The sequence below is a fragment of the Variovorax sp. GW531-E2 genome, from assembly GCF_059423125.1.
Map to the genome: position 1 here is coordinate 1 of NZ_JBWKXQ010000058.1, position 12147 is coordinate 12147.

9 protein-coding genes are annotated in these 12147 nt (G+C 68.0%); 5 read left to right on the plus strand and 4 right to left on the minus strand.

What is annotated here, in order from left to right; translation table 11 throughout:
* Positions 1 to 1839 (minus strand): prolyl oligopeptidase family serine peptidase (locus AC07XP_RS25515; RefSeq protein WP_495266247.1); only part of this gene is annotated, 1839 nt, incomplete at its 3' end.
* Between the two features lie 235 nt (positions 1840 to 2074).
* Here AC07XP_RS25515 and AC07XP_RS25520 point away from each other — a divergent pair.
* The 5 genes from AC07XP_RS25520 (at position 2075) to AC07XP_RS25540 (ending at position 6558) form a co-directional block, all read left to right on the plus strand.
* The gene (locus tag AC07XP_RS25520) at positions 2075 to 3781 is read left to right on the plus strand and encodes a WS/DGAT/MGAT family O-acyltransferase (protein ID WP_495266248.1); all 1707 of its coding nucleotides are present in this window, start codon (positions 2075 to 2077) and stop codon (positions 3779 to 3781) included.
* A gap of 146 nt (positions 3782 to 3927) precedes the next feature.
* Positions 3928 to 4479 (plus strand): hypothetical protein, encoded by a 552-nt coding sequence (locus AC07XP_RS25525; protein WP_159279676.1) that lies wholly within the window; start codon positions 3928 to 3930, stop codon positions 4477 to 4479.
* An 86-nt stretch (positions 4480 to 4565) separates the two neighbouring features.
* Complete coding sequence (locus AC07XP_RS25530; RefSeq protein WP_495266249.1) at positions 4566 to 5033, plus strand: phasin family protein; 468 nt, start codon at positions 4566 to 4568, stop codon at positions 5031 to 5033.
* Positions 5034 to 5063: 30 nt separating this feature from the next.
* Positions 5064 to 5699, plus strand: a complete 636-nt coding sequence (locus tag AC07XP_RS25535; RefSeq protein ID WP_062478422.1) for a TetR/AcrR family transcriptional regulator — start codon at positions 5064 to 5066, stop codon at positions 5697 to 5699.
* An 85-nt stretch (positions 5700 to 5784) separates the two neighbouring features.
* Complete coding sequence (locus AC07XP_RS25540) at positions 5785 to 6558, plus strand: esterase/lipase family protein (protein WP_095746971.1); 774 nt, start codon at positions 5785 to 5787, stop codon at positions 6556 to 6558.
* Between the two features lie 75 nt (positions 6559 to 6633).
* Here AC07XP_RS25540 and AC07XP_RS25545 read toward each other — a convergent pair whose 3' ends face one another.
* From AC07XP_RS25545 to AC07XP_RS25555, 3 genes are all read right to left on the minus strand, one after another.
* Positions 6634 to 9852: a bifunctional cytochrome P450/NADPH--P450 reductase gene (locus tag AC07XP_RS25545; protein ID WP_495266250.1), complete on the minus strand. Its 3219-nt coding sequence runs from the start codon at positions 9850 to 9852 to the stop codon at positions 6634 to 6636.
* Positions 9853 to 10147: 295 nt separating this feature from the next.
* Positions 10148 to 11413, minus strand: coding sequence for a branched-chain amino acid ABC transporter substrate-binding protein (locus AC07XP_RS25550; RefSeq protein WP_495266251.1), 1266 nt, complete (start codon positions 11411 to 11413; stop codon positions 10148 to 10150).
* Positions 11414 to 11446: 33 nt separating this feature from the next.
* Positions 11447 to 12127: a TetR/AcrR family transcriptional regulator gene (locus AC07XP_RS25555; RefSeq protein WP_495266252.1), complete on the minus strand. Its 681-nt coding sequence runs from the start codon at positions 12125 to 12127 to the stop codon at positions 11447 to 11449.
* Between the last annotated feature and the right edge of the window lie 20 nt (positions 12128 to 12147).

Genomic DNA, 12147 nt, shown 5'->3' on the forward strand with positions numbered 1-12147 from the left:
CGGGTAGGGCGTGCCGGCCTGTGCGTTCTCGTAGGGCGAGAAGGTCCGGATGAACTCCCACTCGTCGGGCAGTTCCGGGTCGCCGTACTCCGCGATCCAAGAGGCGCCGGCCGACAGCTGCGTGTAGCGCTTCATGTCGAGCAGCGCCACCTCGCTCACGATGGCGCCGTACAGCTGCGGGTACAGCGTGAGCATGTTGCCCATGAGCAGGCCGCCGTTGCTGCCGCCCATGGCGCCCAGGTGCGCGGGCGAGGTGATGCCGCGCGCGAACAGGTCCTGCGACACGGCCGCGAAGTCTTCGCAGGTGCGCAGCCGGTTCTCCTGCAGCGCGGCCTGGTGCCAGCGCGGCCCGTACTCGCCGCCGCCGCGGATGTTCGCCACCACGTACACGCCGCCGCGTTCGAGCCAGGCGCGGCCGATGCCGCCGCTGTAGCTCGGCTCCAGCGAGATCTCGAAGCCGCCGTAGGCGTACTGCAGCGTGGGGTTCGTGCCGTCGGCCACGAGGTCTTTCGCGGCGATCTCGAAATAGGGCACGCGCGTGCCGTCCGCCGAGGTCGCGAAATGCTGGCTCACGCGAACGCGCGAGGCGTCGAAGAAGCCGGGGCTGTGCTTCAGCGGCTGCGGTTCGCCCTGGCCGAGGGTGCCGATGTACAGCGTGGTCGGCTGCAGGAAGCCGCTCACGGTCAAAAAGTAGTCGTCGTTCTCGGTCTCGTCGATGCCGCCGGCCGCCACGCACGAGAGCGCGGGCGCGCCGCCCAGGCTGTCGCGCGCCCAGTCGCCCAGGCCGTCCGCCGGCGGCGTGAGCACCTCGAGCCGGTTCACCACGTCGTGCATCACGTTGAGGATGAGGTGATGGCGCGTCCACGAGTAGTCGTCGAGCGCGGTGGTGTCGTCGGGCTCGAACAACAGCGTGAGTTCGCGCGCGCCGGCCATGTAGTCGTCGAAGCGCGCGGCCAGCAGCGAGCCGGCGGTGTAGGTGCGGCCGGCCACGGTCCAGTCTTCGCGCGGCTCGATCAGCAGCCACTCGCGCGTGACGCCGGTGTTGGCGTCGTCGGGCACGTCGATCTTGGCGAGCGTGCCGTCGGGCGCGCGCAGCCAGGTCTCGCTGTCGTAGAAGTCGATCTGGCGCGAGACGAAGTCGCGCTCGAAGCCGGGCGTGTGGTCGCTCCAGGCGCTCACCGACATGTCTTCGTGCGCGCCTTCGTACACGGTGACGGCCTCGGCCAGCGGCGTGCCGCGTTGCCACTCCTTCACCAGGCGCGGGTAGCTCGAGCTGGTCATGGAGCCGGAGCCGAAATCGGTGCCCACGTACAGGTGGTCGATGTCTTTCCAGGTGACGTGGTTCTTCGCCTCGGGCAGCGTGAAGCCGCCTTCGACGAAGGCCATGTTCACCAGGTCGAACTCGCGCACCACGTCGGCATCGGCGCCGCCGCGCGACAGCGAGATGAGGCAGCGTTCGTACGCGGGCTCCAGGCAGTCGGCACCGTGCCAGACCCAGTTCTCGCCGTCCTGCGCGGCCAGCGCGTCGAGGTCGAGCACGGTCTCCCACGCGGGCTCGGGCGTGCGGTATTCATCGAGCGTGGTGCGGCGCCACAGGCCCTTGGGGTGCGCCTTGTCGCGCCAGAAGTTGTAGTACAGCGCACCGATCTTGCTGACCATCGGAATGCGCGCGTCCGAGTCGAGCACCTCGAGCAGGCCCTGCTCGATCGACTGGAAGGCCGGCGACTGCGCATAGGTGTGAACGGCGCGTGCATTCTGCTGGCGAGCCCAGTCCAGAGCGGCTTCGCCGTCGATGTCTTCGAGCCAGAGATGGGGGTCTTCGTTGTGCGCAGAGGTCATGCGGCACAGTGTACGAAGCCCCCGTGAATGCGGCGGCCTGTGAGCAGTTGTTGCTGCATTCGAGGCGCGTCGATTTTTTCATTACATGTGGATGCGCGCCCCGGCCATCCTTGGGGCAAACCCCTGTCCCGGGCGTGCCTTCCCCCGGTGGAAACACTGAAGAAGCGAAGGCCCACGAACGCGATGCCCACGGTATCCTGCCGGACGGCGCATGCCCCAACGAGGAGAACCACACATGAAACACCTGAGCGGTCTTGATGCCACCTTCCTGCACCTGGAAACCCCCGAGATGCCGATGCACGTGGGCTCCCTCAACGTGCTGGACCTGCCCAAGGGCTACAAGGGCGACTTCTACGAAGACGCCAAGGCCTTCATGGCCAGCCGCATCCACCTGGCCGACGTGTTCACGCGCAAGCTCGCGCTGATGCCCTTCGACATGACCAATCCGGTGTGGGTCGAGGACGACGACATCGACCTCGACTACCACGTGCGCCACATCACGCTGCCCAAGCCGGGCACCAACCGCCAGCTGCAGCAGTACGTGGCACGGCTGCACTCCACGCTCATGGACCGCAGCCGGCCGATGTGGGAGTTCTTCATCATCGACGGCCTCAAGAGCGGCCAGGTGGCGCTGTACACCAAGGTGCACCACGCGGGCATCGACGGGCAGGCCGGCGTCGAGCTGGGCAAGGCCATCTTCGACCTCGAGGCCACCGGCCGCGTGATCAAGCCGCCGCGTGTGCGCCCGCGCAGCAACGGCTACCAGCTGGGCATGGCCGAGCTCGCCACGGCGGCGCTGCGCAACACGGCGCAGCAGTACGTGAAGCTGTTCAAGATGGCGCCGGCCATCGCGCGCGCCATCGGCGGCCTGGCCCAGCCCGACGAGAAGGCGGCCGACAAGGCGGCCGCCACCGCGCCGAAGAAGTTCAACCTCTTCGCGCCGCGCACCTCGCTGAACGTGTCGATCACCAACCAGCGCACCTTCGCCGGGCGCACCATCTCGCTGGCCGAGACCAAGTACATCGCCAAGCACTTCGGCGTGTCGCTCAACGACGTGGTGCTGGCCACCGTGGCCGGCGCGCTGCGCCACTACCTGGCCGACAACAACGAGCTGCCGGCCAAGCCGCTGGTGGCCGGCGTGCCCGTGAGCCTGCGCGAGGCGGGCGACCAGACGGCCAACAACCAGGCCAGCATGATCCTCGTGAGCCTGGCCACCGACATCACCGATCCGCTGCAGCGGCTGAAGGCGATCAACGCCTCGTCGAATTCCTCCAAGTCGACGATGAACCGCTTCAAGGCCGTGATCCTGGACGACTTCCCGACCTTCGCCGCGCCCTGGCTGGTGTCGGGCATCGCGTCGATGGTGGGACGCTCGGGCATCGTCAACCTGCTGCCGCCGGCGGCCAACGTGGCGGTCTCGAACGTGGCGGGCGCGCCGTTCCCGATGTACTTCGCGGGGGCGCTGGTCACCTGCTACTACCCGGTGTCGATCGCCAGCCACGGCACCGCGCTCAACGTCACCGTGCAAAGCTACAACGGCCGCATGGACTACGGCCTGATCGCCTGCCGCCGCGCCGTGCCCGACATCACCGAGATCGGCGACTACCTGCTGGCCGAGCACAAGCTGCTGATGGAGCTGACGCAGAAGCACCCGGCCGTCTCCGGCGCGCCGGCGACACCGCCCAAGCCCGTGGCCGCCCCCGCCCCGGAAGCCGACGAAGAGGCCCAGGCCGCTGCGCCGGCCCGCAAGCCGGCGGCGCGCAAGAAGGCGCCGGTGAAGGCCGTCGCCGCCAAGAAGACGGCGCAGAAGGCCCCGGCCAAGGCCGCGCCGGTCAAGGCGGCAGCGAAGAAAGCCCCTGCGAAGAAGGCGGCGGCGAAGAAGGCCGCACCTCGGCCCGCGGCCCGCAAGGCCGCCGCATCGCCGCGCGCCGCTGCGGCATGATCGGCAGGGTCGGCCCGGCCTGGACAAAAAATTGGGGCAGTTGGACTAGTTTTCCGACCGTTCTAGTTTTTCAGGCCTAGGCCCTGCGGAAGATGATTGGCCCATCGCGATTCCCCGCGAGCCATTCAACTTCAAGGAAATCTCACATGTCCACGCAAACCAACATCGCTTCCGCCGCCATCCACGTCGTCGGCCAGTACAACGACGCCGGCAAGACCCTGGTCGGTGCCTACCGCACCGGCGTGCAACGCCTGCTGGGCGGTGCCGCTTCGCGCTACAGCGAGTTCCTGGGCAACCGCCAGATCCCGCTGGTGAGCGAACAGATCAAGGCCAACCTGATCGGCGCGCAAGAGAAGGTGCATGGTTTCCTGGCCAACCGCCTGGACATCGACACCAGCCGCATCGTGAACGCGATGGACCGTGTCGCTGCCGGCACCACCAGCGGCATCGAAACCGTCGCCAACCGCGTCGCCCAGATCGAATCGCCCGCCGCCACCACCGTGCTGAACGCCCTGTCGGCCGTGAACCAGCCCTTCGCCACCGTGTCGGTGCAAATCGCCGACCGCATCGTTGCCGGCACCAAGCAGATCGAAGCCCGTGTGAGCGGCACCGAAGAAGCCGCCCCCGTGCGCACCGTGAAGGCCAAGGTCGCTGCGGCCAAGAAGCCGGTTCGCCGCGCTGCCCGCAAGGCGGCCTGATCCCGGGGCGCTGACCGCGCCCTTTTCATTCCTTACGCCCCTGGAGCACCCACCGCATGGCGACCCGTCCCGATGACACTGCAAAGTTGAAGAAGAGGGCGGCGCCTGCGAAGAAGGCTCCGGCGGCGAAGAAGAAGGCCGCGCCCCGCAAGGCGGCGCCGGCTGCGAAAGCAGCGCCCGCAGACACTGCGGGGGGCACCAACAAGGCCGAAGCCCTGCTGCGTGCCGGCCTCAAGGCGCTGGACAACGTGCGCAACGATGTCGCCAAGCGCCAGGCCAACGTGATCGAAGGCCTGCTCGGCATCGGGCACGGCAAGGCCGACGTGGCCGGTGCCAAGGCGGCGCTGACGCGCGGCTTCCCCAGCCTGGACACCTTCGGCATCCGCAAGTTCGAGGACGTGTTCGACCAGCGTGTCGCCACCGCCCTGCAACGCCTGGGCATGCCCAGCGCCGACGAGGTGCAGGCCCTGCGCGACGAGGTGGCGCAGTTGCGCGAACGCCTCGCGAAACTCGAGAAACCGTCCAGTTCAAGTGGCTCCGGCGGCAAGCGCTGAGCGGCACGCAACGCACGCACCACGCCGCTTGTGGCCAGCTCCAACACCACGCGCGATCGCATCCTGCAGACCAGCCTTGCGCTGTTCAACGCGGAAGGTCTTCCGGCCGTGTCCACGCACAAGATCGCGGCCGAGCTCGGCATGAGCCCGGGCAACCTGCACTACCACTTCAAGGCCAAGCAGCTGATCGTCGAATGGCTGTTCCGGCGCTTCGAGCAGCGGCTCGAGGTGCTCAACGGCTCGTCGGCTTCCATCACCGCCATCGACGACCTGTGGCTGGCGCTGCACCTGCGCTTCGAGGCCATCGACGAATACCGTTTCATCTACCGCGACATGGCCTTCCTGGCCAGCGAGTACCCGGCCCTGGGGCAACGCGCCCAGGCCATGACCGCGCAGAACCTGCTCGCCGCCCAGACGCTGTGCGAAGGGTTGGTGGCGTCGGGCGTGATCGAGACCAGCGCCGAGCAGGCGCGCATCCTCGCGCTGCAGATGGTCTTCACCACCACCTGCTGGCTCTCGTTCGAGCGGCTGGTGCCGGGGCGCGACGCGCTGGCGCAGGCCGACCCCGGTTTGGCGGCTTTCTACACACTCACGCTGGTTTCTCCGTATGTTTCCAGCGAATCGAGGGCTTATCTTGATTACCTGAGGGGCAAATACCTCGGATAAATGAAGTCGTCGTCCGACGGGGCATGCAACTTCGCACCCCCATCGTCGTCCTACAGAAGAAAGAAGCAGAAAGGAAGCCGCCATCATGACCACCGCCACCCACGAACCCATCGCACCGCCGTCGCGCCTGCTCTTGCTGGCCGAAGCGCGCGCCCTCTGGGAAACCGGCGCCGGCCTCGCCATGTGGCCGCTGCTGCAGCTCGCGCCGCGCGGCGACGGGCACCCCGTGCTCGTGCTGCCGGGCCTGGTGGCCAGCGACATGTCCACGCTGCTGCTGCGCCGCTATCTGTGCAGCCGCGGCTACGACGCGCACGGCTGGGGCCAGGGCCGCAACCTGGGCCCGCGCGCCGGCGTCGAGGACGGCATGGTCGACCTGCTCAAGACCCTGGCCGACAAGAGCGGCCAGAAGGTCAGCGTGATCGGCTGGAGCCTGGGCGGCGTGTACGCGCGGCTCTTGGCCTCGGCGCAGAAGGACCTCATCCGCAACGTGATCACGCTGGGCAGTCCGTTCTCGGGCAGCCCGCGCGCCACCAACGCCTGGCGTGTGTACGAGGGCGTGAGTGGCCAGAGCTCGCACGACCCGCGCCGCATGAAGTTCGTCGAACCCACGCCGCCCGTGCCCACGACCTCGATCTTCAGCCGCACCGACGGTGTCGTCGCGTGGCGCTGCAGCCTCGAGAAGACCGGCCCGCAGTCCGAGAACATCGAGGTGGTGGCCAGCCACCTGGGGCTCGGCGCGCACCCGGCCGTGCTCTATGCGGTGGCCGACCGGCTGGCGCAGCCCGAGGGCGAATGGAAGCCGTTCAACCGCGGCATGCTCGGGCCGCTGGTGTACCCGGACCCGGATCGCAACGTCTGATCCGAGGCGAACACTCCCAAAAAAAAAAGACCGGCGAATGCCGGTCTTTTGTTTTGGGGCTCCAGAGTGGGCTTCTCAGGCCCCGGCCCACACGTCGAGCACGTAGCGCTGCTCGGCAATCATCTTGTCCATCCACGCCGCGCTGTCCTGTCCGTGCTCGCGCGCGAGGTCGCTGAGCGTGCGCCGCACGTCGGGCTCCATGCGCGAGCCGTCGCCGCACACGTACACCACGGCGCCCGCTTCGAGCAGCTTCCACACGGCCGCGCCCTGTTCGCGGATCAGGTCCTGCACGTAGACCTTGCGGTCGCCGGCGCGCGAGAAGGCCGTGTGCAGCTTCATCAGGCCGTGGTGCGACCAGGCCTGCAGCTCCTCGGCGTAGATGAAGTCCTGCTCGGGATGGCGGCAGCCGAAGAACAGCATTGCCTCGCCCAGCGCGTCGCCGCGTTCGACCTGCGCGGCGCGCGCCTGCAGGAAACCGCGGAACGGCGCCAGGCCGGTGCCCGGGCCGATCATGATGAGCGGCCGGTTTGCGTCCTCCGGCAGGCGGAAGCCTTCGGCCGTGGTCTCGCGGATCACGCCGTGCACCGTGTCACCGGCCTCGGCGCGCGCCAGGAAGTTGGAGCACACGCCCTCGAAGGTGCCGTTGCCCGACATCGCGGGCGCGCTCACCACGCCCACCGTCACGCTGCAGCGCCCCGGCGTCATCGTCGGCGACGAGGAGATCGAGTAGTAGCGCGGCGACAGCGGCGACAGCATTTCCAGGAACACCGCGAACGGCACCTGGCAGGCGCGATGCTCTTCGAGCAGCTCCAGCAGCGACTTGCGCTTGTGCAGCACCTCGGCCTTGTAGGCGGCCTGCGAGGCCTCGTCGCTGCCTGACAGCGCGACAAGCTTCGGCTTGGTGAACGGGCACTCGGTGTGCGCCGCGAGCGTGGCGATCTGCTTGCGCGTGGCCACGTCCTGCAGCTCGACGTAGTCGCCCAGCAGGCGATCGACCGCGATGACCTGGTCGACCGGCAGCGCCGCCTTGCGGCCCGGCACCGCCGACAGGCGCACGTGCGCCGAGCGGTCGAAGCCGAAGCGCGCCATCGCACGCTCGACCTGCGCGGCGCTGTTGCGCGGCACCACGCTCAGGTGGTCGCCGGGCACGTAGTTCACGCCCTCGGGCAGCATCAGCTCGACGTGGCGCGTGGAGCGTCCGGCCTCGCCGTTGGCGCCGGCGCTTTGCAGCTCGCGGTTCTCGATCACGCGCAGCGGCACCGCGCCCAGCGCATCGACCAGCGCGTTCTTCTGCGGCGGCGGCAGCTCTTCGAGCGTGTACAGCGGCTCGGCCTCGGCCGGCGTGTCGGCGCCGTTCTTGATGTCGAAGGTCTTCACCAGCGCGGGCCACAGCGCGTCGCTCCAGTCCTGGAAGGCGCCGTCCATGTCCTCGCGCGCATCGCCTTCGCCGCGCGCGTGCACGCGGTCGGCGCCCAGCGCTTCGAGCCGTTCGTCGATGCGGCGCGGCACCGCCTGGTAGGTGGCGGCCCAGTCGGTGTTGCCGCAGCCGAAGACGCTGAAGCGCACGCCGTTGAGCGAATCGTCGGCCTTGTCGAGCCAGCGGTGGAACTCGGCCGCGTTGTCGGGCGCCACGCCGTTGTACGAGGCGCAGACGATGGCCACCGCGCCGCTGGCCGGCAGCCGCTCGGCGTAGTCGTCGAGCGAGGCCAGCTGGGTCGAGAAGCCGCGCAGCTCGCCGGCCTCGGCCAGCTGGCGCGCCAGGTCTTCGGCGGTGCCGAGGTTGGAGCCCTGCAGCACCAGCAGCGAGGTGCCGTGGCGCGCGGCCTGCGGCTTGCGCGCGGCGGGTTTGGCCGGCGCGTCGGGCGTGGCCGTTGTCTCCACGGTGCCGCGCGGGCGCGAGGCCGGGTCGCGCAGCAGCGCCTTGATCTTGAAGTTCTCGGGCTTGATCGTCAGCGCTTCCTTGATCTTGAGCTTGTAGCCCGTGTGATCGACCAGGTTGAAGCGCTGCAGGATCATGCCCAGCGTGAGCACCGCCTCCTGCAGGGCGAACTGCCGCCCGATGCAGGCGCGCTGGCCGTTGCCGAAGGGCTTGAAGGCGTTCACGGGCCGCTCGCGCTCGGCCTCGCGGCTGAAGTGGTCGGGGTTGAACTGGTCGGCATCCTCGCCCCAGATGCCCTTGTCACGGTGCAGCGCGAGCGCATGCATGATGACCATGTTGTTCTTCTTGATCGTGTACTGGCCGCCGATCTTGGTGTCTTCCTTCGCGCGCATCGAGATCGCGGGCGCGGTCGGGTACAGGCGCAGCGACTCCTTCAGCACCTGCATCACGTACTGCAGCCGGTTGACCTGCGCGTAGGTGGGCTTTTGCGTGGTGTCGCCGCCGAACACGCTGTCGACCTCGGCCTGCGCCTTGGCCATCGCCTCGGGGTTGTTCAGCAGGAAGTAGATGGCGAACGACAGCAGGCCGCTGGTGGTCTCGTGGCCCGCGATGAGGAATTCGATGCACTCGTCGCGGATCATCTTGTCGGTGAGCTTCTCGCCGCTCTTCTTGTCCACGCCCGCGATCATGTAGCTCAGGAGGTCGGGCTTGGTGGCGATGTCGGCACCGCTCGCGCGCCGCTCCTCGATGATGTCTTCCACCATCTTGTGCATGTAGCGGATGTCCTTGCGCTGCTGTGCCAGCTCCTTCTTGAGCATCAGCTCCTCGAGCGGAATGCCGCGCCGGTTCTGCACCGTCTCCAGCGTGCGCACCATCGCATCGACGAAAGGATGGAAGCCCTCGCGGTAGAACGAGTTGAAGCGGTAGCCGAAGCCGCACAGGCCGATGGTGTCGAGCGTGAGCGCGGTCATGTCGCGCACCACGTCCACCTCTTCATCGAAATTGAGGCGCTCCCACTTGGTGACCAGCTGCCCTGCGATGTCCAGCATCATCGGGTGGTAGGCCTGCATCGCGCGCTGGCTGAAGTTGGCCAAGAGGATGTTGTGCGGCTTCGACCACGTCTCCTCGTGCGTGTCGGAGGTGAAGAGACCGTGCGACGCGGCGCGCAGCCGGCGCAGTGCGCCGCGCGTGCTCTTGTCGAAGCGCGGCTCTTCGCACAGCTCGTCGACCAGCGCGGGCGACGACACCACGATCACCGGCATGCCCGGCATGTCGAGCCAGTAGATGCCGCCGAGGTCCTGCGCGATCTTCCACATGTCGAGCACCGGCGAGTCGGAGCCGATGGACAGCAGATTGCCGACGAAGGGTTTCTTCGCCGGATGGGGGATCGGATGGAGCGAGTTCTTTCCTGCCATGTGTGCCTTCTTGTGCCTACGTATGGACCCGCTTCGGATGTCCGGGATGCGAATCCGGAGTATCCCGACGGCACAGGGGACGGGCAGGACGGGGTTTCCCTTAGGAGGCGTCCGGAGCGTTCACACAGGCAGCGTGATTGCCATTCACAGTGAGGTCCAAGCCGGCAGCGTGCCCGTGCCCAGGGCACTGGGTGCTTCCCGCAGCGAAATCAAGGAGGAGGGCGAAGCCCGGGGGACATTCGCGGAGGGAAGTGCCCGGTGGCCTGGGCACGTCCCCCGAAAGCACTCAATCAGATCAGGGCCGGACCATTTTGCAGTCGGTGCCTTGCGCCAGCTCGTTCCCGGTATAGACCGCATCGGTGCGGAAGCCGTAGTTGGTGCCTTCCCAGCCCGTCTTCACCGCCTTGCCGTCCACCGGCGCGATGGTGTTCACCACCTGCGGCAGCAGCAGCTGGTGGTCTTCGCCGCGCATGCGCACCGGGCCCACCACCGAGTCGAAGCTCAGGTCTTCGAGGGCGCGCGCCACCTTCACCGTGTCGGCGCTGCCGGCCTTGGCGATGGCGGCGGCCAGCAGGCGTGGCGTCAGGTCGATGCGCGGCGCGAGGAAGTCCTTGCCGGTCTTGGCCTTGTAGGCCTTGGCCAGTGCATCGACCTTCGGCGTGTCGGCCTGGCCCGGGTGCCATTCGGCCACCCAGGTGAGCTGCCCCGTCTTGGCCTGCGACACCGCGGTGACGGTGCCGGGCACCGAGCCCGCGCTGTGGTTGAAGTAGCGCAGGTTGTAGCCCGCGTCGCCCGCGGCCTTCTGCAGCAGCGTCATGTCCTGGCCCCAGTTGCCGGTGATGACCGAGTCGGCGCCGCTTTGCTTGATGTTGGCGATGTAGGGCGCGAAGTCTTTCACGCGGCCGATGGGGTGCAGCGTCTCGCCGACGAACTGGATGTCGGGGCGTGCCAGGCCCACCAGCTGGCGGCCGTAGCTGGCCCACTGCTTGCCGTGGGCATAGTCCTGGTTGAGCAGGTAGACCTTCTTCACGTCCGGCGTCTTCTTGATGTAGTTGGCCAGCGCCTTCATCTTCATCGCCGTGTTGGCCTCGGTCTGGAAGTGCCAGAAGCTGCAGCCCTTGCCGGTCATCTCGGGGTCGATCGAGGAGTGGTTCAGCACGATCAGCTCCTTGCCCGGGTTGCGCTGGTTCCAGCGCGCCACGGCCAGCACCAGCGCTGTCACCACCGACGAGCCCGAGCCGCCCGTGACGATCGCCTTGGCGCCCTGGTCGATCGCCGCCTGCAGCGCGCTCTGGCTTTCCTGCGCCGAGAGCTTGCTGTCGAACTGCAGCAGCTGCAGCTTCATACCGCCGAGCACGCCGCCCTTGGCGTTGATGTCCTCGATGGCGTACTGCGTGTGCATGAGCATCAGCTCGCCCACGTTGGCGAACGGCCCCGACAGCGGATCGATGTAGGCGATCTTGTAGGTCGGCTGCGGGGCCTGCGCCTCCGCCGCGGTGCCGGCGATGGCAAACAGAGAGGCAAGGGCGATCCGCGCCAAAGGCGCATGCGTGAGCTTCATGAAGTGTCTCCGGAGGGTGTGTGAAAGACGGAATCAGTTCTTCGCGCGCAGCCCGATCACGCGGCTGGCCAGCTTCGTGAGCTGCGCCACCACCTCGTCGGGCGAGAGGCGCCCGCCGGGGCGGTACCAGCTGTAGAGAAAGCCCGGCAGGCTGCAGGCCGCGAGCGCGGTGATCTTGGTCTCGTCGAAGTCGAGGTCGCCGTCGCGCCGGGCTTCTTCGAGCAGCGGGCACAGCAGGTCGTAGAAGTGGTGCGCGAGCTTCTTCTGCGCTTCGAGGTACTCGGGGCGGTACACCTGCGGCTCGCGGTAGGCGAAGAAGGCCACCGGGTGGTGCGAGATGGTGGCGCGGATCAGCCGCTCGATGCCTTCCATCACCTTCTCGCTCGCGCGGCGCGGGTCGGCGGCGGCGAAGTCGAGCGCGGTGAAGCAGTCGACCGCGGGGCGCCACGACAGCGTCTCGAAGATCTCCTGCTTGTCGCGGAAGTAGTAGTACACGAAGGGCTTGGTCACGCCCAGCTCGCGCACGATCTGCGCCATGGTCGTGTTGGCGTAGCCCTGCGCGGCAAACAGCTGCGCCGCCGCCTGCAGGATGCGCTCGCGCTGCAGGTCGGTGCCCTGCGTGGCCGCGCGCTGGCGGCCCGTGCCCTGCGGCAGGTGCGGCTGCGCTGCGTGCGTGGCAGAGGGTTTGTTCGGTGTCGCGGAAGTTATACCCATGGGTAGGATTGTTCGTGCAC